This is a genomic window from Sphingobium sp. RS1 (assembly GCF_056156825.1).
On record NZ_JBLZXE010000002.1, the window covers coordinates 2,108,741 to 2,133,974 of the forward strand.

Below are 25,234 nucleotides of genomic sequence, written 5' to 3' on the forward strand. Positions count from 1 at the left end.
ATGCAAATTGCGGTCATCGGCGTCGGTGTCATGGGGTCGGCGATCGCCGGCCGGCTGCTGGCCAACGGAGCCACCCTCCACCTCTACGACCGCAATGCCGCGCAATTGGCCCCGCTCGTCGCGCGCGGCGCCATCGCCGCCAGCAGCGCGCGCGAAGCCACCACCCATGCCGACCATGTCATCATCAGCCTCAACAGCGCCGCCATCGTGGAGCAGGCCGTCTTCGGCCCCGATGGCGTCGCGCAGGCGGCGGATGCCGGCAAACTGCTGATCGACATGTCCAGCATCGACGCCGGCCGCACCGCCTCCATGGCGCAGCGGCTGCGCGAGGAAACCGGCATGGGCTGGGTCGATGCTCCCCTGTCGGGCGGAGCCCCCGCCGCCGCGCAAGGAAAACTCACGCTGATGGTCGGCGGCTCGGCAGAGGATTTCGCCCGCGCCCGCAATGTGCTGGATCATCTTTCTACCAACATCACCCTGTTCGGCCCACCCGGCGCGGGCCAGACGGTGAAGCTCATCAACCAGATTCTCTGCGCCAACTATTTCGTGGCCGTCGCCGAAGCCGTCCGCTTTGCCGAAGCCCATGGCGTCGACGCCACGCTGATCCCCGCCGCTCTCGCCGGCGGCCGCGCCGATAGCCGCATCCTTCAGGAATATATGGCGAAGATGGCGCAACGCGATTATTCGCCGACCGGCCGGATCGACAATATGCTGAAAGATCTGGAAACGGTGCAGGCCTCCGCGCTCGCCACCCGCACGCCGCTCCCCGTCACGTCGCTGATCGCCGACCTGCACCGCATGGCCGTCGCCGGCGGCCTCGGCCCGGCGGACAGCGCCGCCTATATGCGCCTGTTCGACATGGACGGGGAACAGCCGGCATGACTCGCGCCATCGTCGTGATGGGCGTGGCGGGTTGCGGCAAGTCAACCTTGGCGGAGGCGCTGGCGACCCATCTGGGCTGGACCTTCGTGGAGGGCGACCTCTGCCACCCCCCCGAAAATGTCGCCCGCATGACCGCCGGCTTGCCCTTGGATGACGCCGCGCGCGAGCCCTTCCTGATGAGCGTTGCCGCCGCGCTCACAGCGTCGGGGGACGGCGCCGTCGCCGCCTGCTCCGCGCTGAAACGCAACTATCGCGACCTGATCCGCCGGCAGGTCGGCGATATACTGTTCGTCCTGCCCCATCTGTCGCGCGCCGATCTGGAACGACGCATGTCCCAGCGCCCCGGCCATTTCATGCCGACCAGCCTGCTCGACAGCCAGCTTGCCACGCTGGAACCGCCGGACCCGGATGAGCGGGCACTGGTCCTCGACGGCAATCTGCCCGTCGCCGAGCAGGTCCGCCAGATCGCAGCCGCGCTGCAATATTCATAAAGAGGCTGACGTCGCCAGCCCGCAAGACGAGAGGAAGACCATGGCCCTGATGCCCCAGCCGGACATCGCCCCTGATGCCACAGACCAGCGCCCATGGCCCAACCCGCGCCGCGCCTGGACCGTGGCGCTGCTGTTGTCGCTCGCCTCGATCGCGTCGCAGTTCGACCGGGTCGTCCTCAACCTGACGGTCGAGCCGGTGAAGGCGGAATTCGGCCTGGACGACACCAGCTTCGCGCTGTTGCAGGGGGTGGCGTTCGGCATATTCTACACATTGGGCGCGGTGCCGCTCGGCCGCCTCGCCGATCGCTATGAACGACGCATCGTGCTGGGCATCAGCCTCTTCTTCTTCAGCCTCGCGTCGATGGCATCGGGCCTGTCCCGCAATTTCTCGCAGCTTTTCCTCTCGCGCGTTGCGGTCGGCTGCGGCGAAGCCAGCGTCACGCCCAGCGGCCTCTCGCTGCTCAGCGATCTCTTCCCGCCCGAAAAGCTCGGCCGCGCCGTCAGCGTCTTTTTCCTCAGCGCCCCGTTCGGCATCGGCCTCGCCTTCATGGCGGGCGGCAAGCTGCTCCAGTCGCTCACCGAACGCTGGCATGGCACCGGCCTGCCCTTCGGCCTGGAACCCTGGCAGGCCGCCTTCCTGATCGTCGGTGCGCCCGGCCTGCTGCTCGCGCCGCTGCTATTGTTCATGAAGGAACCGGACCGGCGCGGCCCCGGCGGCACGGCTCCGCTCAGCATCGCCGAAGTGCTGGGCGTCATCCGCGCCCGCCGCCGCGCGCTCATCCTGATGTTCGCCGGCTTCTCGATGGTGACGGTGGTGAACTTCGCCTATAATGTCTGGACGCCCGCTTTGTTCGCCCGCGTCTATGGCTGGACCCCGGCGCAGGTCGGCATCGGCTTCGGCCTCATCATGATGATCTGCGGCACGGGCGGCACCTATTTCGCCGGCTGGCTGAGCGATCGGCTGACCCGCGCCGGCCATGTCGACGCCCATCTGCGCGTCGCCGCCTTCGGCTTCCTCGCCTGCGGCGTCTTCGGCACGCTCGCCCCGCTGATGCCCAACGCCTGGGCGGCGCTGGCGCTGATCGCGCCGGCCATGTTCCTCAGCTGCATGCCCGTCCCCTGCGCCGGCACCGCGCTGCAACTCATCCTGCCCAACCGCGCGCGCGGGCAGGTGACGGCGCTCTACATCATGGTGATCTCGCTGGTCGGCATCGGCATCGGCCCGGTGGTGATCGGCTTCATGACCGACCATCTCTTCACCGCCCCCACCGACATCCGCTATTCGCTGGCGATCGTCGTCGGCTGCGCCGCCCCACTCATGTGCGGCCTGCTGCTGCTGGCGCTGAAGCCGTACCGGGCGCTGCGGCTGGCAGGGCTGGAAGGGTAAGCGCCAACTTAAGCGCCACAACGCACCGTCACCCCGGACTTGATCCGGGGTCCAGCTTTTCTTCGCCTACAGTCCCCGGAAAGAAGCGGGATGCCGGGTCAAGCCTGCCCTGAGCCTGTCGAAGGGCCCGGCATGGCGAGCAATAGAAGCTCTAGAAGCGACCAGTTTCAGACGTCTAGGACGCTGCTGCCTCTAGCCCGATCCAGTCATAAAAAACGTCAAAATCAGGCGCGATAACTTCTGCTGTGTCACTACCTGCAACCATGTCAATCGTGACGACGTGCCAGGATGCTGGCGCACGAATGTCGAAGGCGAGATACTCGCCACCTCCACTACCGCCGAAGATCAGAAAGCCTTGTAAATGAGGTTGGCCGTGGTTTGAGTTTTTGATGCTCTCCACCACAGTCAGCGCTGCATCTAAGCAGAGGTTATAAGGGCTAACAGGTAAAGGGCCTTCACCACCGTTGCTAAACGCAAGCAGGTCGAGATAGACGGAAGGGATGCCTTCAGGCGCGGCGGCTTTTAAGGTAGCTAATTCCGCTATAGTGGCGCCATCCGCCCCGAACCAGTCACGCCCTTCAAGCATCTTCGCCTTCCCTTTGGTTGGAAGCATAATTGTCTGCTTAGCGGTGTTGCGCAAGCCAAAGCGGACTTCCGCCCTGTCCTACTCCCGCCCCAACTGCTACCCCATCTCCTGTTCTTTCACACCGTCAGCCACCGCACCCCCGCCACGACATAAAATGTCCAACATTCGTTCCAAAATGTCGCAATCAGCGGGAAATGTGCGAAGTTAAGCGCCGACCTTCCTACGCCACGCACAAAAAAAGCCCGGTCGCGTGCAGTCGACCGGGCTTCCAGGGAGGAGAGATTATGCCTTAAAGGCGGTCGTCGATCGAGGAGCGGACGAAGCCTTCGGGGAAGCTTTCGACCTGATTGCCGACGATCGTATATTCCTTGGCGCGACCCGAGAAACGGCCCTCCAGTTCCATATAGCTTTGCGGATCGAACAGCGGCGTGGCGCTCATCCCCATGATGCCGGTCGCGTCGACCTTTTCACAGGTATAGTCGCAGCCCTGCTGGGCGAAATTGCGGATGCCATGTTCCAGCATCCCGTCCATCGCGGCCTTGAGCGTATAATGCATCGTCATCATGTTGAAGCCGAGCGGATGGATCTGGTCCACCGTCACCGCGGGCTTGCCGTTGATGTTGCGCACGTCGGGGAACATCTTCCACCCCGGCACCTTGGACGAGACATATTGCGCATGCTCCAGCGTGCCGATCTTGACCACGGTGGTCATTTTCGCGCCCAGTTCATGCGCCAGCCGCATCCGCTCGCAGCCTTCGTCCATCTGCGTTTCCGGATCGGCATTGGTCCGCGCGATCAGGAAGCAGTTGGTGCCCTCCAGCGCCGCGAGCGCCGCCCGCACCTTTTCCAGATAGCGTTCGCGCGGCAGCAGGCCGGTGGATTCCTCCATATCGTCGGCATCTTCCAGCTGGAGCGCGGTCGCGCCCGCCATCGCCATGCGCCGGGCGCTGCGATAGACGGCCAGCGGCCCGCCAAAGCCATCCTCGATATCGGCGGCCAGCGGAATGGGCGATGTCTGGCTGATGCGGCTGGTGATCCATTCCACGTCGGTCAGATTGCTGAAGCCATAGTCGATCACGCCGTTCATCGCGATCGACACTTCGCCGCCCGACAGCATCATCGCTTCGAAGCCGACCATCTCCACCGCCCGCGCCGACGCACAGTCATAGACACAGGGGGCGACGATGCACTTGTCGCTGGTTTCGAGCAGTTGTTGCAGAGACTTTTTTGCCATGTGCTTGCCAGTTTCCTTTGTTGAACCAATTACATGCGGATGCGGGCGCCGACCTTGAAGTAGCGGCCGATCGGATCGAAATAGACCTGGTTCGTGCCGCCCTGCGCGCTGGCGGCCAGCGGCGGGTCCTTGTCCAGCAGATTGTTGACCACGCCGAACAGTTCGAACTGGTCGTTCACCTTCACCGTGGCGCCAAGGTCGAGGTAGAAGCGGCCGGCGACGCGGTTGCTGTTCACGCTGTTGGACAGGCTGGGCGAATAACCATCATCCTCCGGGCCGATCAGGGTCGTGTCGAACACCCCCTTGGGGATATATTTGCCGTGCAGGTTCAGCGCCACGCTGCCCAGATCCCACAGCACCGTGCCGTCCACGATCCAGTCGGGAACGCCGGTGGTAGTGCCGGGGCGATAACCGGTCTGGCCGGTGCGATCGATGCCGCCAATTTCCAGCTTCAGATAATGGGTGGCGAGCAACCGGAAGTCGAGGCTGCCCAGATTGCCGACATCGGTGCGATAGCTCGCCTCGATATCGATGCCGCGATTGCGCACCTGGCTGACATTCTGGAGCACGTCGCTGACGCTGGTAAGTGCGCCGGACGAATCTCGCTGGACATAGTCGCACAATGCCGCCTGTCCCGCCGCGCAGCGATCCACCACCACCTGCGCGCCAAGGGTCGATATCGCCCCCTGCAAGTCGATGTCATAATAATCGACCGAGAAGCGGAAGTTGCGCAGGAAGCCCTTGGGCGCCAACACCACACCCGCCGTCCACGTATCGGCCTTTTCCGGCGACAATTGCTGGTTGGCGCCCGAATAGCTGTTCACCTGAATCTGCGCGCCATTGTTCAGCGGATCGACGATCGTCGTGCGGCCCAGCGTCACCGGGCCGAACAATTCGGTCAGGTTGGGCGCCCGGATGTCCCGCGACCGCGTGACGCGAAAGCGGACTTCCTCGATCGGCGCATAAACGCCGCCCAGCTTCCATGTCGTCGCGTTGACGCTGGTCGTATCAAGGCCGGGACTGGAGCGGCGATAATGGGTCCGACGAACCGCGCCGTTGAATTCCAGCGTCTGCGCGAAGGGCACATCCTTCAGGACCGGCGCCAGCGCTTCCAGATAGGCTTCGGCGACCCGTATGCTGCCATTCACCGCCTTGCCGTTGAACGACCAGAAGGCGTTGGCGGTGGACAGGGCATCGGCGGTACCGACCGCCTTGTCGCTGCGATATTCGCCGCCCGCCGCGATTGAGAAATCGCCGCCCGGCAACGCAAAGAGCGCGCCGTTGATATTGGCGGCAATGACATGCTCGGTCGTGTCGGTGGTCTGGTAGCCCGAAGGCGCGATATAGGCAGCGGCGGCCTGCGAGATATTGCCGGAGCCGAACAGGTTGATCGGCACGCAACTGGCGTCGTCATTGGCGGTGCTGGCGTCGGCATTGATGCCGCACACCACCTGCCCGTTCACAGTGACGGCATTGGCCGCATTGGTGACGCGCGAGGCGACGACGTTACCCGTATAGTCCTGACGGAACTCGTTGCGGCCATATTGATAATAGGCGTCCCAGCGCCAGTTGTCGCTGATCTTGCCTTCCAGCGACAGCACCGCGCGATAGGTCTGGTTGTCGCTATGATTGACCGACCCGCCCAGGTCCATCAGCGCGCGGCCGAGGGTGAAGGAGGTGATGGCATTGGCGTCCATGATCGCCGCGACGCCATCGGGCAGATAGGCGTTGCTGCGCTGGATCGTCTGCGTCGTGCGCGCGACCGACCCGATCACCATGCCCTTCGACCGGGCATAGGACAGGTCGACGCTGGCCTTCAGCGCATCCGAAAATTCATAGGAGGCCTGGCTATAGGTGACGAAGCGCTTGACCGGCGGGATCAGCAAGATGCCGTCCAAGAAGCCGTTGCGCACCGATTCCTCACCACCCTGAGTGAACAGCGGCGACGGATTGGTACCGTAGATGGTGCCATAATCATAATTGTGCGTCGTGCCGTCCGGGTTGAATGCCAACCCACGCAATGGCCCCGAATTGGCAACGATCAGACCGCCCGAGGAAATGGTGCCGGTCCCTGCCGGCCCGCCACGGATGCTGGCGGGCAGTCCGCCCGCGCCCGCGGGGGTATTGCCGATCAGCTGTTCGCGCGGGCACCAGCTGCGGGTGTAGCAATCGCCCATCCCGTCCGACTTGTCATATTCGCCCGCAATCATGAAATGGCCGCGATCATCGGCGAATTTCGTGCCCCAGGCGAGTTGAGCGTTCCGCTGCCCATAATCGCCCCGGCTGGAAATACCGGCCTGCACCGATCCCTTGAGGCCGGTCAGGTCGCGATCGAGGATGAAGTTGACGACACCCGCCACCGCGTCCGAGCCATAGGCCGCCGACGCGCCGCCTGTCACGACTTCGGTCCGCGACACCAGCGAGCTCGGGATCAGGTTGACATCGATCGTGCCCTGCGTGGTCGACGGCACGAAGCGCTTGCCATCCAGCAGCACCAGCGTCCGCGTCGCCCCCAGACCGCGCAGGTCGAGCACACGCGCACCGATATTGCCGCCCACTGCCTGCTGCGTCGCCGGCGTCACCAGCGGACGGAAGGACGGCAGTTCATTCAGGGCGTCGCCGACATTGGTGATCGCGCGCTGGGCCAGCCGCTCCTCACCCACCACGGTCACGGGCGTCGGCGCATTGAAGCCCGACCGGGCGATGCGCGATCCGGTAACGACGATGTCGGCCGCGGCCGCGTCATCCACCTCTGCCTGCTGCGGCGTCGGCTGGGATACAGCCTCCTGCGCCATGGCCGGTACCACCAGCGCGCACAATACTACGCCGCCGCTCATCAATCCATGCTTGAAGCGATTCACCATAATGCGATGCATCAACTCATCCTCCCAACACTGCCGGATCTACCATCCGCTTGCTCGTGATATCGGTCACATTAACGAACATGCCCAGACAAGGCAATCCCCTTGCAAGGAGGAAATGAGAAAGACTTTGATGCGCAGAATGTCGCTATTTTCTCTCATTTTTGGCTTTTTATCGTTTGATTTCGGAAAAAGACGACCGAAGAATCCGTCGGCGCGAATCGCGGGCTTGGCCGCATCGCCGTCATTTGATATCGGTCCCATGACATACACATGTGCCAAAGGAAGAGGATCATATGGATATTCGTGCCGCTATTGTCGAAGCATCGGATCACCCGATGGTCATCCGTCCCCTGACCATCGAAGCGCCCCGCGCCGGCGAACTGCTGGTCCGCCTGGTCGCGACGGGGATCTGCCATACCGATGCGACCATGTGGCAGCAGGGCGTGCCCGTGCCGCAACCGGTGGTACTGGGCCATGAAGGCGCTGGGATCGTCGAGCAGGTGGGCGAAGGCGTGACCGACATCCGGCCCGGCGACCCCGTCGTGATGAGCTATAATAGCTGTGGCACCTGTCCAACTTGCTGTTCGGATCATAGCAGCTATTGCCACGACTTCTTCCCGCGCAACTTCTTCGGCACTCGCCCGGATGGCAGCAGCGCGCTCAAGGCGGAAGACGGCTCTCCTGTCTTCGCCAACATCTTCGGCCAATCCTCTTTCGCCAGTCATGCCATTTGCCATGTCCGTAACGCAGTGGTCGTACCGCGCGATCTTGACCTGCGCATTGCCGGCCCCCTTGGCTGCGGCATATTGACCGGCGCTGGGGCGGTGATGAATGCGCTGCAAGTCCAGGCTGGGCAAAGCGTCGTGGTGCTGGGCGCGGGTTCGGTTGGCCTGTCCGCGATCATGGCGGCGAAGGTCGCAGGCGCGTCTTCGATCACCGCGGTGGACCTAAACCCGGACCGGCTCGCACTCGCGTCAGAACTGGGCGCGACGCTGACCATCAATGGCCGCACTGACGATGCCGTCGCCCGCGTGCTGGAAACAATCCCCGGCGGTGTGGACTATGCCATTGATTGCACTGGCCTGCCCGCTGTCATCCAGCAGGGCATCGCCATGCTGGGTATACGCGGCACTTGCGGCATCGTCGGCGCAGCAGCGCCCGGAACACTGTTCCAGGCAGATGTTTCACAGGTCATGAGCGGCGGCCGCACCATCCGCGGCATCGTGGAGGGTGACGCCGATCCCAAGATCTTCATCCCGCATCTGGTCGCGTTGCATCAGGCTGGCCAGTTCCCGTTCGACCGGCTGATCCGTTTCTATCCATTCGAGGCGATCAATGAGGCCTTCCATGACGCCGAGAACGGCGCGGCGATCAAGCCGGTGCTGCTGTTCGACTGACCTGCGGGGGCGCCGCCCTGCGGCGCGCCCTGCCATGGCTTAAAAGCCGCTTTCCGCTTCGAAAATCATATGACCCTTAGACCATGGTCGAACTTCGCTCCACCACGGATCGGCCGGTAAGAGTTCGTTAGCCGCAAAATCATCCAAGGGCTCCAGTGCCTCACAGCAAGGACTGGAACCATGGCCCGTACACTGATTACCGCTCTTATCGCCGCTGCGGCCGTCGGCACGCCGGCAGTCGCTGCACAGGGACCGTTGCAGGTCGCCTCCAAGATTTTCGTCGAACAGCGTGCCCTCGACAAGACGGGCGCCGTCAGCACCTCGCTGGCGCCCGCCACCCGCGCCGTGCCGGGCGACCATGTCGTCTTCGTGCTCGCCTACCGCAACACCGGCGCACAGCCGCTGTCGGACATCGTCCTCGACAATCCGGTGCCCGGCGCGATCACCTATCGCGCGCCCGGCGCCGGATCGGCAACGCCGCTCCTGTCGGTCGACGGCAAGACCTATGGCCCGCTCGCCCAGCTGCGCGTGCCCACGGTCGGTGGCGGCAGCCGCGCGGCCACATCCAATGATGTTCGCCATATTCGCTGGCGCATCGCGACCGTCCCTGCCGGAGGACAGGGCCAGCTCGCATTCAAGGCAGTCCTCAAGTGATCGCTCCCCCGGGCGCTCGCGCGCATGCCCCTCAAGCAACAGGAACCTCGAATATGATGTCTCGCTCACTGCGGCTGATGCTGCTGGGCGGCGCCGCCATGGTTGCGACCGGCACGGCGCATGCCCAATCCGGATCGACGGCCACCGCCGCTGGCACGGAAGTCTCGAATACCGCTACCGTCACCTATACCGTCAACGGCGCTTCGCAGACCACCACGTCCAACACCGCCAAGTTCGTAGTCGACCGCAAGGTCGACTTTACTGTCATCACCGACCAGACCGGCGCCACCCAGGTCAATCTGAGCCAGCAGGCGGCCGTCACCAAGTTCAAGGTCACCAACCATACCAACGGCATACAGGATTTCTGGCTCGATCCCGACCAGACCACCCTGTCCGTCGGCATCCTGACCGGTACCGACGATTTCGACATTTCCTCGATGAAGGTCTTTGTCGATAGCAATGGCAACGGCGTCTATGACGCGGATGTCGATACCCAGACCTATATCGACGAACTGGCGCCCGAAGCCTCCGTTGCGGTGTTCATCGTCGGCAACATCCCTTCGACCGTCGGTATCCATGAAGCACAGGTTTCGCTGCACGTCATTGCCGCAGCGGGCGGCACCTCCGGCACCAAGGGCGCGATCCTGGTCCCGACCGACCTCAGCCTCGGCAATGCCGACAATGTCGTCGATATCGTCTTCGCCGACGACGACAGCGACGGCACGCTCAATCTGGGCGACGTCGCCCGCAACGGCCAGGGTCGCGCTTATGCCGCCTATGTCATCGGTACCCAGAATGTCGCGCTGACCGTCACCAAATCCGCACTCGTCCTGTCGGATGGCGTCAACGTCGCCAATCCCAAGGCGCTGCCGGGCGCGACGGTGCAGTATTGCCTGCTCGTCCATAACGGCACCGCGCTGACCGGGGCGAATGGCGTGGTCCTGACCGACATCGTGCCATCGAACACCACCTATGTGCCGGGTTCGATCAGCATCGGCCTGCCGGGCGGCACCTGCGTGCTGGCCGGGACGACCGAGGATGATGACGCGGACGATGCGGCTGAAACCGACGGCTATACCGCCAGCTATAATAGCGGGACAAAGACCGTGACCGCCGATGTCGGCACTGTCGCCGGCCTCGGCTCGGTGGCGCTCGCCTTCAAGGTGACGATCAACTAACTCCCTACACAGCAAAGGAAAAACCAACGTCGTGCGCCTTGACCCGCGCGCGTCGACAGGAACCCTATGCCCAAAATCCGCGCTTCTGCCAGCCTGACGGCTGCCCTGATGGGCCTTGTCGCCGCGACCCCGGTCGTGGCGCAGGGGCAGACTCGCGTTTCCAATACTGCGACGCTGACCTGGCAGGCTCCGACCGGCCCGGTCAGCGTCGATTCCAATACCGTGATCTTCGACGTGGAATCGCGCGGCAAGCGCCCGACCCGGTTGAGCTTTCGTCTGCTCCCGGTCGGTTACAGCCTGCAAGGCATGCGATGCGAAACGTCGCCCACCATCAGCTTCACCCCCGCCCCGATCGACACTGCCGACCTCGCGCGCGCGCCGGTGGCCGAATCCATCGACATCCATGTCCCGCTGATCCTGGTGCTGGACAATCCGGGCGGCAATCATGATCCCAATGTCCGCGAAACGGCTCGGATCAACGTTCATACGCAATATCTGACCAGCACGATCCCGTTGCTGGAGACGGGCCCCGACACGGGCGTCTTCGCCGGCGGCGTGCCGAAGGGGGATGACGGCTCCTCATCCCCCTGCGACCCGACGCTCGATCGCGGGGCGGAACTCATGCTCAGCTTCACCGAGGACGAATATAGCTATGGATCGACCACATCGATCCTGATCGATCCCACCGGCTACGTCTTCGATTCGCAAACCGGCGCGCTGGTCGATGGCGCGACCGTAACGTTGCTCGACGACAGCGACCGGCCCGCCAGCGTCTTTGGCGACGACGGAATCAGCGCCTATCCTGCAACCGTGGTCAGCGGCGGCAGCGCGACCGACGCCAGCGGGCGGACCTACAAATTCCCGCAGGGCAATTATCGTTTCCCACTGACAGCCCCGGGCCGCTACCATCTGCGCATCACCCCGCCGGCCCATTATGTCGCCCCGTCGACCCGCAGCCGGGCCGAACTGGAAGCGCTGCGCGACCCCAAAAACCATCCCTTCATGCTGAACGAGGCGTCGTTCGGCGGCGTGTTCACGCTGAAAGACCCGGAACCCTTCATAGCCGACATTCCGCTCGATCGCATTGGCGACACGCATCTGCTGCTGACCAAGACGGCGTCGGTGCGCGAAGCCTCTCCGGGCGATTTCATCCAATATCTCGTCCGGGTCGACAATCGCTCGGAAAGCGACGCCAGCGGCATCCACCTGACCGACATTCTGCCTCCCGGCCTGCGGTACGAGCGCGGCTCCACACGCGGAGCAGAGGAACCCGAGGTTGCAACCGATGGCCGTACACTGGACTTCAGTGTGCCCACTCTGCCGGCTGGCAAGACGGCGGAGGTGCGCTATGTCGTGTCCGTCGCGCCCGGCGCGCCGCGTGGCGAGGCACTGAACCGCGTGCTCGCCTCCGGTTCGGCCGGTGCCACCAGTAACGAGGCCGCCGCCGCGGTGCGCATCGGCGCCCTGCTCTTCACCGATGGCTTCACAGTCGTCGGCCGCGTGACCGAAGGCGACTGCAACGCGCCAGCCAGCGGCCGCAAGGGCGTGGCCGGCGTCCGCATCCTGATGGAAGATGGCAGCTATGTCGTCACCGACAAGGATGGGCTCTACCATTTCGAGGCTGTCCGTAACGGCCGCCATGTCGTGCAACTCGACAGTGCCAGCTTGCCCGCCAGCCACGCACCGGCGCTGTGCGATGCCGACACCCGCCAGGCCGGCAGCGCCATCTCCCGCTTCGTCGAAAGCGACGGCGGCCTGCTGAAGCGCGTCGATTTCCAACTACGCCTGACCGGCATTGCTGTCGCCAGCATGGCAGACGCCCTGCCGGTTGCCCCCGATGCCGCCGAAGCCGCAGGCAACCGCGAGTGGTTCACCGGGCAAGATGCCGGCATCGCCCTGCTCTTCCCGACGCAGGGCTACAGCCCTCGTTCGCCCTCGACCCGCGTCGTCATCCAGCATCATGCCGGTCAGAAGGTCGCCCTGCGCCTCAATGGCGTGCTGGTCGATGCGCTGGCCTATGACGCGACCGATACGGATGGCGATGTCGCCATCGCCAAATGGTCCGGCATCGGCCTCAATACCGGCGACAATGCGCTGGAAGCCACGGTCATGAATGACGACGGGTCGGTCGCGCAGACATTGCATGGCACCGTCCATTATGCCGGACCAGCCGCCAATGCGGTTTTCGCGCCTGAATCCAGCAAGCTGCCCGCAGACGGCCTCACCAACCCCGTGCTCGCCTTCCGTCTGACCGATCGGACCGGCCGCCCGGTGCGCGACGGCACCACCGTTCCCGTCACCATCGACCAGCCCTACAGCATCGCCGTCGATGCCACCGTTGCAGGTGCCCGCCCCGCCGACCGGATCGGGCGCAACAGCGGAACGGCGCTCGTCATCGGCGACGAGGGCATCGCCTATCTGGCGCTGCAACCCACCAGCCAGGCCGGCGCGCTGCGCGCCACCGTCACGCTGACCGACGACCGGCAGCAGCGCGTGATCGAACTGCGCAGCCGCCTTACCGCCGTGGCGCGCGACTGGACCGTGGTGGGCTTTGGCGCGGGCACGATCGGTTACGACACGCTGCGCAAGCGCTCGGCGCGCCTGCCCGCATCCAGCCGCAACAGCTTGGTCACTGACGGCCAGTTGGCCCTTTATGCCAAGGGACGGATCAAGGGCAGCTGGCTGATGACCATCGCCTATGACAGCGACCGCCAATATGACCGGTCGCGCGGGCTGCTGGGCCAGATCGACCCGGATCGCTATTACACCGTCTATGGCGACGCCACCCGTCAGGGTCAGGATGCGCCCACTGCCCGCAAACTCTATCTGCGGCTGGAACGGCCGGATTTCAGCGCCCTGTTCGGCGATTTCGAAACCGGCATGACCCAGACCCAGCTGACTCGTTACAGCCGCACGCTGAACGGCATGAAGGCCGACTTTGCCAATGATCGCCTCAGCTTCACAGCCTTTGCCGCCAACAGCGACGACCTGCATGCCCGCGACGAGATTCAGGGCAATGGCCTGACCGGCCCCTATCGTCTGTCGGGGCGCGACATCGTGCCCAACAGCGACAAATTGAGCATCGAGGTGCGCGATCGGCTGCGCCCCGAACGCATCCTGTCCTCGACCCCGCTGACCCGCCATATCGACTATGATATCGATGTGACTATCGGCACGATCCGCTTCCGCGAACCGGTGCTGGGCCGCGATGCCGCCAATAATCCGGTCTTTATCGTCGTCGACTATGAAACCTACGGCAAGGGCAAGAAACTGACCGCTGGCGGCCGCGCCTCGATCAAGTTCGCCAAGGGCAAGGCGGAAGTCGGCGTATCGGCGATAAAGGATGACAGCCATGGCAACGGCCTGCTGCTGGGTGCCGACCTGAGCGCCCGCGTTACCGACACCACGCAGTTGCGCGCCGAATTCGCCGCCGGCAGCCACGATGGCCTGTCCGACGGCCGCGCCTATCTGGCGGAGGTCGAACATCACAGCAAAGGTGCCGACATACTGGCCTATGCGCGCCAGCAGGACGATGCCTTTGGCCTGGGCCAGCAGAATCTGGTGGAGGCCGGCACCCGCCGTGTCGGATTCGACGGTCGGATACAGATCGCCGACAAATGGGCGGCCACCGCTTTGGCCTGGTATCAGGACCAGTTGATCGGCGCGGGCAGCCGCGTCGCCGGGGAAGCACGCATCGAATATCGCCGCGAGCGCGGCACGCTGTTCGCCGGCACCCAGTTCGCCATGGATCGCAGCATCGATGGCAAGGATCGCGACAGCCGCTTGCTCACGCTGGGTGGCACGCAGGCGATGCTCGGCGGCAAGCTGACCCTGACCGGCCAAACCCAGTTCGCACCAGGTGGGGACAAGGATAGCGTGGACTTCCCGGCCCGGCAGCAGTTGATCGCCGCCTGGCGCGTGAAGCCCGGCATCCGCCTGATCGGCGGCTATGAAATCGCGCAGGGTGCCGATTTTACCGCCCATACCGCGCAGATCGGCTTCGACGTCCAGCCCTGGAAAGGAGCGAAGGTCACCACCGCGATCAACAACCAGACGTCGGGTGAAAATGGTGCCCGCCTGTTCGCCAATTACGGCCTGATCCAATCGCTCCCGATCAGCGAGCGCTGGACCATCGACGCGACCTTCGACGCCAGCACCACAGTTCGTGGCCAGATCCCCGCCGGCGGCTTGGTCCAGCCCTTCCAGACCAGCGGCTCCGGCAGCGTCGGCGGCACACTGGGCGGCCTCTATGGCAATGACGGTGACTACAAGGCCGTCACGCTGGGCGCCAATTACCGCGCTGATCTCTGGTCGTGGAACGGCCAGGTCGAATATCGCAAGTCCGACCAGAACAGCCGCTTCAACATCACCAGCAACGTCGTCCGCGCCCTGGGTGAAGGCAAAACGCTAGCCGGCACGGTGCGCTACTCCACATTGGGCCAGGTGACAGGCGCGCAGGCGAAGAGCCTGACCACATCGGTCGCGCTCGCATGGCGCCCGCTCGATAGCAACTGGTCGCTGCTGGAACGGTTTGAACTGCGCAAGGAAAGCGCGGATTCAGGTATCGGCGGTGGCAATGTGCTGGGCGTCCCGGCGGGCAGCGGCGTGGGTCAGCGCACGTTGCGGCTTATCAACAATCTCGCCGTAAACTATCGCACCGGGCCGGAAGGCGCGCGCCACGCAGTCGAGGCGACCGTTTATTATGGCGCGAAATGGGTGCGCGGCAGCTATGGCGTGGACGATTATGCCGGCTATATCGACGTCACCGGCTTTGACCTGCGCATGGATATGGGCAAGCGGTTCGACATCGGCGTGCAGGGATCGGTGCAGCATGCCTGGAGCCGGGGCGTCTTCGCCTTCAGCGGTGGACCGTCCGCCGGCGTCTCGCCCGCGCCGAACGTCTGGATCAGCACCGGCTATAACATCGCCGGCTATCGCGATCGCGATTTCGAAGATGATCGCTATACCCGTCGCGGCCCTTATGTGACGATGCGCGTGAAGTTCGATCGCGGCGCCATTGCCGGCCTGCTCGGAAAGCGCCGCTGATGCGCGCACCCGCCCTTCTCCTACCCGCTCTACTGGCGATGCTGCCGACGGCGGCGCTGGCCGATCCGATCACCGCTACCAAATCGGTCGCCATGGTGTCCGACCCGATGGGCAACCTGATCCCGCGCGCCATTCCCGGCGCGGTGCTGGATTATACGGCCACGCTCGCCAATCCGCTCGCCAATGCCGGCAAGACGGTGCGCGGCATCGCCTTCGAGGATCAGTTGCCCGCCAATGTCATCCTGCGCGTCAGTGATCTGGGCGCCAGCGGCAGCGGCCCGGTTATCTTCACCAACGGCGCGATCGTGCTGGGCGTGGGCGACAGCGGCCTGACCTACAGCTTCACGAGCCTGTCCAGCGCCACCGACGGGATCGAATTTTCCAACGGCACCAGTTGGACCTACACACCCGTTCCCGACGCCGACGGCTATGACGCCAACGTCCGCGCCATTCGCATCAAACCCGTGACCACTTTCAAGACGGGCGGCTCCTTCACGGTCCGCTTCCGCGTCAAGCTGCGTTGAAACAGGAGAACCCCATGCCGCATGGACTGGAACAGGCATCGCCGACACCGATCATAACCGTCTTGCCGGAACTGTCCGACGGCTGGTCGCCAAATCCTGTGGAGCGACGACGGGACTGGCGGGCGGCCACCGTCTTTACGATCGGCAAGATCAGCTTTGCCGGCCGCAGCCTGCCCTGCATGGTCCGCGACCTGTCAGAAGGCGGCATGCGCATCCAGTTGCCCTTCCCCCCGCCACCGGGCATGCGCGTGTTGATCGAGATGCGCGGGCTGGACCCTCGCCTCGCCCGGATCTGCTGGACGTCGGGCCATGAAGCCGGGCTGATGTTCGACCTGCGGTGCAGCCCGGCGGATATTTTCGCGGCGCGCAGCAACAAATCGGGTCGGATCGCGCGCCAGCCCCGCTTTGCCTTTCGCCGGGAAACCATGCTGCTGGTCGATGACGCGCCTGTCGCGGTGCGCATCGAGAATATTTCGGTCGGCGGCGTCCGACTAACCCTCTTCACGCCGCTGGAACGGGGCAAGCCCGGCGTACTCGACCTGATATTGGGTGATCGGCAGAGCGTGGCGGGCGAAATCTGCTGGACCCGCGACGACAGTTGCGGCTTCCGCTTCCTGCAACCGGTCAGCAGCGTCACCCTGGCCACGATGCTGGATGCACCCGACCTGATCTGACCCCTCTACCCCTCCGCACACAGCCAGCCGTCGATCGCCACCAGCGCGATCCGGCTGACATGCAGCGCCGCCGCAACATCAGCGCCGCCCTGATCCACCGCCTGCCAGCGACAGCTGACATCGGCAAAGCCCAATGTCCCGGCCAGTCCGGCAATCCGGTGCGCGTCAGCTTCCTCCGGGCGGTCCAGCGCCTGCCGTAATTCGGCCTGCAATCCCTCCACCACGGGCCGCAATCCATCGCGCCCCAGCAGCGTCGCAATGCGGGCCAAGCCCGCTGTCAGCGCCAGATCCTCATCGCCCTGCATGATGATCGCAAGTCCAGTCCAACAATCTACAGCCCGCCCCGAACATGCCGGAATATTCCGACGGCGGGAATAAAGATGACAGCCAATGTATTTTGCGATTGATACATAGGTGCATTACCCTCACAATCCGATGCAGCATCACTAACCCATTCCGATCAGGATGGATAATCACAGGGCAGGAGGATGGCGGAAACCATAGCTGGCGGCCGCGTGTTGATCGCGGACGATCATCCTTTGATTCGCGAAGGTCTGGCGCTGGCCGCGCGCGCGGTCATGCCCGGCATTACCATCGATACCGCCGGTACGATCGGCGAAGCGCTGGATGCCCTTTCGCGCCATAGTAAATATCGTCTGATCCTGCTGGATTTCGTCCTGCCCGACGCACGCGGCTTTTCCGGTTTCCTACAGCTGCAGCATGAGGCGGGCCGCGTGCCGATCGCCATGATCTCCGCCCATGAAAATCCTACATTGGGCGAAAGCGCGCGCGCATTGGGCGCAGCCGGCTTCCTCTACAAGACCCGGCCATTCGACGATCTCGCCCGTGACATCAAAAGACTGGCAGAGGGGCAGACCAGCTTTCCACCCGCAGGAACAGCCGGCGACCCAGGCACGCTGCGCGATCGCATCGCGACCCTGTCCGGCGCGCAGTTGCGCGTCCTGATCGCGCTGTCGGACGGGCGGCTGAATAAGCAGATCGCCGCCGATCTCGACGTGTCCGAAGCGACGGTGAAGGCCCATCTGACCGCCATTTTCCGCAAGCTGGACGTCAGCAATAGAGCGCAGGCCCTGTTGGCGGTGCAGCCTCTTCTGGGTGATGTAGCGGCGGCGCGCCCGGCATGACCGGCGCACCGCCCCGCCCGCCTCGCGCCCTCCCCTTCCTCCTGCTTGCTCTGTTCGTGCCGATGGGCCTCGCCGCCCTGCTCTTCTGGCTGGGTGGCGAATATGGCCGCTGGAACGGACTGCGCGAAGATGCCGACAAGAGCTTTGAGCGGCGGGTGCTGCTGATCGACATGTTGTCGCAACTGCGCGCCGCCGAATCCAGCCAACGCGGCTATGTCATCACCCATGATCCGGAATTCGCCACCCGCTACGGCGAATGGCATGCCAGCATTGCCCGCGCCTTCGCCAGCGCTGACGCGCTCTATCGCGACGTGCCGGCGCAAAGGACCGGCTTCAACAGCCTGCATCGATTGGCCCAGGCCAAGATCGCCGAGATGGACGAGGTGCTGCGCCTTTACGGCACACGGGGACCGGAAGCCGCACGCCAGCGCGTTGCCGACGGTGAGGGCAAAAGGCTGATGGCGCGCCTGCAACATCAACTGGACATGGTGATCCGGGACGAACAGCAGATAGGCAGTGCCCGTGTCGTCGCCTATCGCAGCCGGACCGAAACACTTCAGCGTGTAATGTGGATTCTGGTCGCGATCAGCAGCCTGTCGCTCGCCATTGCGCTACTCGGCCTCTGGCGGCAGCGCCTGTCCCAATATCAGATCGAACTGCGGGGCTATGCCGCCGCACAGCGCAACGAGACGATCCTGGACAGCACGATCGACCCGATCATCATCATCAATCCCAGCGGCACGATCGAAACGATCAACAAGGCCGCGTCAAAAATGCTGGGCTATGTCCCGGCAGAGCTGATGCGACGCGATTTCGATGTCATTTCCGACATCGCGCCCGGCGTCGGCAGCTTCCTTGACCGCATCGGTCTGGTCGATGGCGAATTAAGGATGCCCTACTGGACCGACCGGCAGGTGCGGCACGAAAGCGGCCGCCTGCTGCCGGTCGACATCGCGCTCGGCGTGATGCCGTTGCCGGACGGCGACCATATCGTCATGTCCCTGCGCGACATCGTCCAGCGCAAGCGGATCGAGCGGCTGAAGGACGACCTGATATCGACCGTCAGCCATGAATTGCGTACCCCGCTCACCTCGATCGTCGGTGCGCTCGCGCTGCTGCGGCTGGATGTCGGCAACAGGCTGGAGGGCGAGCCGGCAAGCCTGGTCACCATTGCCGAAAATAATGCCCAGCGGCTGATCCGCCTTATCAACGACATGCTCGACATCGACCGGATCGATTCGGGGAAGCTGCGGATGACGCTGGCGCCGACCGATCTCTATCATGTGATCCAGCGCGCCTGCGAGGATAATAGCAGCCTGCTTCGCGCCGCGGGTGCCATCCTGGACTGCACCCTGCCGGATGAGCATCTGATGATCCAGGGTGACGAGGAACGGCTGTTGCAGGTTCTCACCAACCTCATGTCCAATGCGGTCAAGGCAGCGCCGGAAGGCAGTCGCGTGACCGTCGGCCTGCGCCGTAGCGCCGATGGCCGCCGCGCGACCGTATATGTGGACGATCACGGGCCGGGCATCCCCAAAGAATTTCGATCGCGCATCTTTGGCCGCTTCGAGCGGGCCACCAATGACGAGGCGTCGCCCGGTACCGGCCTTGGCCTTGCCATAGCACGCGAAATCGTCAGCCAGCATGGCGGCGAACTCTGGTTCGAGGATCGGGCCAGCGGCGGTACCCGCTTCGCCTTCTCGCTGCCAGTCATGCTGCCCGTGTCGATCCCCCGCGATCGGCTGGACGATCGGGCCGACATCGCCAGCATCCTGATCTGCGAAAGCAATCCCGCCATTGCCCGACAGCTTCAGTCGCAATTGTCGGAAGAAGGCTATGCCTGCCGCGTCGTCACCAGCGCCCGCGCGGCTCGGGAGGCTATCGCAGCCAGCGGATATCATCTGCTGCTGCTCGACATGGCGCTCGACGACGCCGATTCCTTCCATTTCGCGCGCGAAGTCCGGCGCGTGGAGGGACCGCAGGAATTGTCGATCCTGATGGTGTCTGCCCTGACCGGGGATAGCACCGCGCCGCTTTCGCTCGATCTGGTCGACTGGATCGACAAGCCGATCGACCCCAGCCGGCTCAAGACCGCAATTGCCGCGTCCTTCCGCCATTCGGGCATCGACCGGCCGACCGTCCTGCATTTGGACGACGATCAGGACACGCTGGAAATCACGGCCTCGGCGCTCAAGGGCATCGCCTATATCCTCAAGGCCACGACGCTGGACGAGGCGCGCGCGCTGTTGCGGGTGGAAACGCCGCATCTGGCGATATTGGATGTACATCTGGAAAAGGGACTGGGCCTCGACCTGCTGCCCGACCTGGTGGACGAAAAAGGTGTAGCCATTCCGACCATCATCTATTCGGCGCATGATATCGACACGGAAATCTCCGGCCAGATCGACGCGATATTGGTGAAGTCGCGTACGTCGCTACCCGATCTCAAGGCGACGGTACGCCGCGTGGTTGCGACCCGGCATGCCAAAAATGGGGGAGAAGACGGGGCATGAGCGACGACGGCAAATTGCGCGTCCTCTATGTCGATGACGACAAGGATATTCGCCATATCGTCAAATTGTCGCTCGCCCTTGATCCCGGAATCGAACTGCGTCTTTGCGCGGACGGCGCCGACGCGCTGCATGCGGCCAGGACGGACGACTGGCGGCCGGACCTGATCATGCTGGACGTGATGATGCCGCGCATGGATGGCCCCGCGTTGATGGTCGAATTGCGCGACCTGCCCGGCTTTGCCGACAAGCCCTTCGTCTTCGTCACGGCCCGCGCGCGCGAAGCGGACGTGCAAAGCTATTATGATGCGGGCGCCAAGGGGGTGATATTGAAACCCTTCAACCCGCTGACGCTGGCAGCCAGTGTCCGGGCATTGATGGGCTGATTTACGCGCTAACCGGCACCTTGCTGCGTTGCGTTGCCATTGACCCGATCGGCACGGCACTGCCCCGTCTCGCAAAAGCCAAGACCCAGGCCGATGGCATGGGTTCCGTCCAATCAATCCTCTTCGCCGTCGGACAGCATGCGCATGGCCGCCCCGTCCAGATCATCGAATTGCCCGCTGCGAAGCGCCAGGAAGAAGGCGGTCAGCGCCACCAACCCGCACAGCAGGGCTATGGGGATGAGGAGGACAAGGCCGGTCATTGCGCGCTTCCATTCAGTCGCAGGGCGTTGGCGACGACAATCAGCGAGGATAGCGACATGGCGACGGCCGCCACCAGCGGCGTCACCTGTCCTGCGATCGCCAGCGGCACCGCCAGCACATTATAGCCGATGGCGAGGCCGAAATTCTGCTTCACTACCCGCACCGTCCGCCGCGCCGCGCGCAGGGTGACGGCAACGGGGGCCAGCCGGTCGCCCAGGAACACGATGTCGGCGGTCAATTGGCTCGCATCGCTCGCCGATGCAGGCGCCATGCTGGCATGGCCCGCCGCCAGCGCCGGCCCATCATTGAGTCCGTCGCCGACCATCAATATCTTTTGCCCGCGCCGTTTCAGCCGCTCGATCAGCGCCAGCTTGTCCGCGGGGCGCAAATGGCCGATCGCCGTGGTGCCGGTGGCACGTGCGACTTCCTCCAGCGCTTCGGGCCGGTCGCCACTGGCAATCAGTGCCGTCAACCCGTCGCGCCGCAGGCTATCGATCACCGCAATCGCATCGGGCCGCAGCGCATCGGCAAAACGCAGCAGCATCGCATGATCGCCGCGCCGATATTCGCTGGCGAGACCGAACAGGTTGATGAGGCTGCGCGGCCGGGCCAGCGCCACAGCTTCTCCGCGATAGTGGGCGAATACACCCTCTCCCGCCACCTCGCGCACATCATCGATCGCGGCGGCCTCGACCCCGTCCAGCGCCTGCCGCAGGGCGTTGCTGAGCGGATGGCGGCTGGCGCGGGCGAGCGCGAGCAGGATCGCTTGGTCCGCCGCGTCCAGCCGGTCAAGATCGCGGGGCACCGGACGACCCAGCGTCAGCGTGCCGGTCTTGTCGAACACGACCTCATCCACTTCAGCCAGCCGCTCCAGCGCAGAACCGTCCTTTACCAGCACGCCGCGCCGCATCAGCGCGCCACAGGCCACAACCTGCGCGGCCGGCACCGCCAGCCCCAGCGCACAAGGGCAGGTGATGAGCAATACCGCCACTGCGATCAGCAGCGCCTGATGCACGCCCGCCCCCGCGATCATCCATCCGGCGAAGGACAGGGCCGCCAGCAGATGCACACAGGGCGCATAGAGGCGCGCCGCCCGGTCGGCGAGCCGCACATAGCGCGACTTGCCCTGCCCGGCCTCCTCCATCAGCCGGGCGATGTCGGCAATAACGGTTTCCGCACCCGCCGCCGTCACCGCAACGGTGAGCGGCCCGTCCATATTGAGCGCGCCGGCCTGTGCCATGTCGCCCGGAACGACCCGGACCGGCGCGCTTTCCCCAGTAAGGAAGGCGATGTCCAGACCGCTCGTCCCTGCAACCACGCGCCCGTCCGCTGCCAGCCGTTCCCCTGCCGCAACCAGCATCTCCATTCCCGGCCGCAGCACGTCGGACTTTACCCAGCGGCTGCGCCCGCCTGCTTCCAGCACCAGTGCGCCCGGCGCGCTCTGCTTGAGCAGCGCCGCCACCCCGGCGCGTGCCCGGACCCGCATCATGCTGTCCAGGCAGCGTCCGGCCAGCAGGAAGAAGAGCAGCATCACCGCCCCATCGAACCAGGCATGATGACCGCCGGTCAGCGTTTCATAGAGGCTCATGCCAGTCGTCAGCAGCACCCCGATGCTGATCGGCACGTCCATATTGGTGCGGCCCTGCCGTACTGCCGCCCAGGCGGACCGGAAAAAGGGCTGGCCGGCATAGGCCACGGTCGGCAGCGCGATGAGAGCGGAAAGCCAATGGAACATTTGCCGCGTCGCCCCGTCCGCGCCGGACCAGATCGACACTGACAGCAGCATGATGTTCATAGCGGCGAAGCCCGCGACCGCCAGTGCCCGGATCAGCGCCCGGTTTTCCGCCGCCGCGACATCGAAGCCGGGATCGGCCAATGGCTCGGCATCGAAACCGATCGCAGCGATCGCAGCCTTGATCGTGGGCGGGGCCAGCATCGGATCATGGCGGATAGCAACACGCTTGGCCGTCATGTTGACTCGTGCGGACACGACCCCCGGCACCCTGGCAAGGCCGTTTTCGATCTTCGCAATACAACCAGCGCAATGCAGCGCGGGGACAGCGAACAGGCTTTCGATGCTGTCGGAGGCCGGGGCTTCGGCAAAAACAGGCTGAGTCGCCATCAGAAGACCTCCCGCAACAGATGCTGTGCACCATTGTTGATATCGGCCCGCACCTGCCAGCGTCCGACGGGCAGGGCGCGGCTGCCGACATAATGGCCTGGCGCGATTTCGTGGAAGGTGATGGCGATGTCGGGCGCGCGGCCCAGCGGATGTTCTGCGATGGCCGCAATGCGCGCCTGACGGATCGGTGCGCCCGCGCCGTCGGCCAGCGAGAGCGTTACATGACGTGCGCCGTCCAGCGCCACATTATCCTTCCAGCCGAGGCGATCCTGCGCCCGTGCCTCCGCCAGATAGCGGTTGAACTTCTGACTCTCGACATAGCTGTTGTCGACTACCGTGCCGCCGAAGGAGCGGATGGCGACGGTTGCCATCAGCACATTGACGGAAATCACCACCGCGAAGAAGAAGACAAGGATGCCGGTCATGTGCCAGCCGGTGAAGCGTCGGATCATGTCTCAGGGCCTTTCGAAACGGGCGGGTTCGCTGTCGCCGCCGCCTTCGCGATCGGTGGCGCTGACGGTGAAGGCAAAGTCCTGCCGTGTGGCGCCCACGGCCGGAGCGGCGACGAATATGCGCAGCTTGGCCACGCTGTCGGCGGGAATGGTGGCGGTGACGATCGTTGCGGCCTGCTCGCGCGGCATGACGTCGGTCCACAGCTTCGCGCCGGGCAGCCCCTCGACAGCAACCGTCACCGGGCGCGGCCGTGCCTCCATGTTGCGGACCTTGACCATGTAGGCGTTGCGGATCGCTCCATCGGACAGGCGCACGAAGATGGGGTTGCGATCCTGCTGCGCGGCGATGTCGATCCGGGTACGGGCACCCAGCGCGAACAGCATCGCCGCGCCGATCGACAGCCACACCGCCGCATAGGCCAGGGTGCGGGGGCGCAGCAGCGTCTTGAGAACAGGCTTGGCCGGCGCCCCCTTCTGTTCCGCCTCCGCATCCTCCTGCGTGCAATAGTCTATCAGGCCGCGTGGCCGCCCGACCTGCGCCATCACCTTGTCGCAGGCGTCGATGCACAGCGCGCAGGTTATGCAGCCGATCTGCGCCCCGTCACGAATATCGATGCCGGTGGGACAGACCGCGACGCACTGGTTGCAATCGATACAGTCGCCGAACAGATCGGGATTGGCCTGCGCCTTCTTCACGCTGCCGCGCTGTTCTCCGCGCCAGTCCTTGTAGGTGACGACCAGCGACTTTTCGTCCAGCATCGCCGTCTGGATGCGCGGCCAGGGGCACATATAGATGCACACCTGCTCCCGCATGAATCCGCCCAGCACGAAGGTCGTCGCGGTCAGCAAGGCCACGGTGCCATAGGCGACCGGTGAGGCACTGCCCGCCCAGAAATCATGGCTGAGTTTGGGCGCATCGGCGAAGTAGAAAATCCATGCCCCGCCCGTGGCGAAGGCGATGACCAGCCAGACAGTCCATTTGGCCAGCCGACGGGTCAGTTTCGCGACGCCCCAAGGGGCCTTGGCCAGCCTGATCTGCGCATTGCGGTCGCCGTCGATGAAGCGTTCGACATGCTGGTAGAGGTCGGTCCACACCGTCTGCGGGCAGGCGTAGCCGCACCAGGCCCGGCCCACCACCGACGTCACCAGAAACAGCCCGATCCCCGCCATGATGAGCAGGCCAGCGACATAATAGAATTCATGCGGCCAGATTTCGATCGCGAACATATAGAAACGTCGATGCGCCAGATCGACAAGCACCGCCTGATCGGGGGCATAGGGCCCACGATCCCAGCGCAGCCAAGGCGTGCCCCAGTAGATTGCCAGCGTCACCGCCATGATCGCCCATTTCAGGCGACGATAGAAGCCATCGACCGCCTTGGGATAGACGCCCTTGCGCTTTTCATAGAGGTCGCTGGACCCGGTCGGCATCAGCATCCTC

20 protein-coding genes are annotated in these 25,234 nt (G+C 64.4%); 12 read left to right on the plus strand and 8 right to left on the minus strand.

The window, feature by feature from the left end; genetic code table 11:
• From ACNHGR_RS12000 to ACNHGR_RS12010, 3 genes are read left to right on the plus strand one after another with little or no spacing between them, the layout of a single operon-like run.
• Complete coding sequence (locus tag ACNHGR_RS12000; protein ID WP_475286354.1) at positions 1–882, plus strand: NAD(P)-dependent oxidoreductase; 882 nt, start codon at positions 1–3, stop codon at positions 880–882.
• Entirely contained in the window at positions 879–1,373 is a 495-nt protein-coding gene (locus ACNHGR_RS12005) for a gluconokinase (RefSeq protein WP_184267557.1), read from the plus strand. Before ACNHGR_RS12000 ends, ACNHGR_RS12005 begins: the two co-directional genes overlap by 4 nt.
• 40 nt (positions 1,374–1,413) lie before the next feature.
• On the plus strand, positions 1,414–2,760 hold the full coding sequence (locus tag ACNHGR_RS12010) for a spinster family MFS transporter (protein WP_475286357.1): 1,347 nt from the start codon (positions 1,414–1,416) through the stop codon (positions 2,758–2,760).
• 175 nt (positions 2,761–2,935) lie between these two features.
• On the opposite strand, the gene ACNHGR_RS12015 is transcribed toward ACNHGR_RS12010, so the two are convergent.
• From ACNHGR_RS12015 to ACNHGR_RS12025, 3 genes are all read right to left on the minus strand, one after another.
• Complete coding sequence (locus tag ACNHGR_RS12015; RefSeq protein ID WP_475286359.1) at positions 2,936–3,400, minus strand: SMI1/KNR4 family protein; 465 nt, start codon at positions 3,398–3,400, stop codon at positions 2,936–2,938.
• A 235-nt stretch (positions 3,401–3,635) separates the two neighbouring features.
• Positions 3,636–4,580: an isocitrate lyase/PEP mutase family protein gene (locus ACNHGR_RS12020; RefSeq protein WP_475286361.1), complete on the minus strand. Its 945-nt coding sequence runs from the start codon at positions 4,578–4,580 to the stop codon at positions 3,636–3,638.
• A 29-nt stretch (positions 4,581–4,609) separates the two neighbouring features.
• Positions 4,610–7,456: a TonB-dependent receptor gene (locus tag ACNHGR_RS12025; RefSeq protein ID WP_475286362.1), complete on the minus strand. Its 2,847-nt coding sequence runs from the start codon at positions 7,454–7,456 to the stop codon at positions 4,610–4,612.
• A 281-nt stretch (positions 7,457–7,737) separates the two neighbouring features.
• On the opposite strand from ACNHGR_RS12025, the gene ACNHGR_RS12030 reads away from it, so the two are divergent.
• The 6 genes from ACNHGR_RS12030 (at position 7,738) to ACNHGR_RS12055 (ending at position 16,917) form a co-directional block, all read left to right on the plus strand.
• Positions 7,738–8,841 carry an NAD(P)-dependent alcohol dehydrogenase gene (locus tag ACNHGR_RS12030; protein WP_475286364.1) on the plus strand — a complete coding sequence of 368 codons (1,104 nt, stop codon included), beginning with the start codon at positions 7,738–7,740 and terminating at the stop codon, positions 8,839–8,841.
• A gap of 180 nt (positions 8,842–9,021) precedes the next feature.
• A complete protein-coding gene (locus ACNHGR_RS12035; protein WP_184267567.1) occupies positions 9,022–9,495 on the plus strand; it encodes a DUF11 domain-containing protein in 474 nt (157 codons plus the stop codon).
• 53 nt (positions 9,496–9,548) lie between these two features.
• The gene (locus ACNHGR_RS12040) at positions 9,549–10,673 is read left to right on the plus strand and encodes a hypothetical protein (protein ID WP_475286366.1); all 1,125 of its coding nucleotides are present in this window, start codon (positions 9,549–9,551) and stop codon (positions 10,671–10,673) included.
• Between the two features lie 66 nt (positions 10,674–10,739).
• Positions 10,740–15,719, plus strand: a complete 4,980-nt coding sequence (locus ACNHGR_RS12045; protein ID WP_475286368.1) for a hypothetical protein — start codon at positions 10,740–10,742, stop codon at positions 15,717–15,719.
• Entirely contained in the window at positions 15,719–16,243 is a 525-nt protein-coding gene (locus ACNHGR_RS12050; RefSeq protein ID WP_475286370.1) for a hypothetical protein, read from the plus strand. Before ACNHGR_RS12045 ends, ACNHGR_RS12050 begins: the two co-directional genes overlap by 1 nt.
• Before the next feature lie 14 nt (positions 16,244–16,257).
• Positions 16,258–16,917 (plus strand): PilZ domain-containing protein, encoded by a 660-nt coding sequence (locus ACNHGR_RS12055; RefSeq protein WP_475286371.1) that lies wholly within the window; start codon positions 16,258–16,260, stop codon positions 16,915–16,917.
• Positions 16,918–16,922: 5 nt separating this feature from the next.
• Here the strand turns inward: ACNHGR_RS12055 and ACNHGR_RS12060 are convergent, their stop codons facing one another.
• Positions 16,923–17,222, minus strand: coding sequence for a hypothetical protein (locus ACNHGR_RS12060; RefSeq protein ID WP_475286373.1), 300 nt, complete (start codon positions 17,220–17,222; stop codon positions 16,923–16,925).
• 183 nt (positions 17,223–17,405) lie between these two features.
• On the opposite strand from ACNHGR_RS12060, the gene ACNHGR_RS12065 reads away from it, so the two are divergent.
• The 3 genes from ACNHGR_RS12065 to ACNHGR_RS12075 are packed head-to-tail and all read left to right on the plus strand — an operon-like array spanning position 17,406 to position 20,958.
• Positions 17,406–18,062 carry a response regulator transcription factor gene (locus tag ACNHGR_RS12065; protein WP_475286375.1) on the plus strand — a complete coding sequence of 219 codons (657 nt, stop codon included), beginning with the start codon at positions 17,406–17,408 and terminating at the stop codon, positions 18,060–18,062.
• Positions 18,059–20,575 (plus strand): ATP-binding protein, encoded by a 2,517-nt coding sequence (locus ACNHGR_RS12070; RefSeq protein WP_475286376.1) that lies wholly within the window; start codon positions 18,059–18,061, stop codon positions 20,573–20,575. The genes ACNHGR_RS12065 and ACNHGR_RS12070 overlap by 4 nt, the downstream gene beginning before the upstream one ends.
• Positions 20,572–20,958: a response regulator gene (locus ACNHGR_RS12075; protein WP_475286378.1), complete on the plus strand. Its 387-nt coding sequence runs from the start codon at positions 20,572–20,574 to the stop codon at positions 20,956–20,958. Before ACNHGR_RS12070 ends, ACNHGR_RS12075 begins: the two co-directional genes overlap by 4 nt.
• A gap of 113 nt (positions 20,959–21,071) precedes the next feature.
• On the opposite strand, the gene ccoS is transcribed toward ACNHGR_RS12075, so the two are convergent.
• The 4 genes from ccoS to ccoG are packed head-to-tail and all read right to left on the minus strand — an operon-like array spanning position 21,072 to position 25,230.
• Entirely contained in the window at positions 21,072–21,218 is a 147-nt protein-coding gene (ccoS, locus tag ACNHGR_RS12080) for a cbb3-type cytochrome oxidase assembly protein CcoS (protein ID WP_184267579.1), read from the minus strand.
• On the minus strand, positions 21,215–23,341 hold the full coding sequence (locus ACNHGR_RS12085; protein WP_475286380.1) for a heavy metal translocating P-type ATPase: 2,127 nt from the start codon (positions 23,339–23,341) through the stop codon (positions 21,215–21,217). Before ACNHGR_RS12085 ends, ccoS begins: the two co-directional genes overlap by 4 nt.
• The gene (locus tag ACNHGR_RS12090; RefSeq protein WP_475286382.1) at positions 23,341–23,793 is read right to left on the minus strand and encodes a FixH family protein; all 453 of its coding nucleotides are present in this window, start codon (positions 23,791–23,793) and stop codon (positions 23,341–23,343) included. Before ACNHGR_RS12090 ends, ACNHGR_RS12085 begins: the two co-directional genes overlap by 1 nt.
• A gap of 3 nt (positions 23,794–23,796) precedes the next feature.
• Positions 23,797–25,230, minus strand: coding sequence for a cytochrome c oxidase accessory protein CcoG (ccoG, locus tag ACNHGR_RS12095; RefSeq protein WP_475286384.1), 1,434 nt, complete (start codon positions 25,228–25,230; stop codon positions 23,797–23,799).
• Positions 25,231–25,234: the final 4 nt, after the last annotated feature.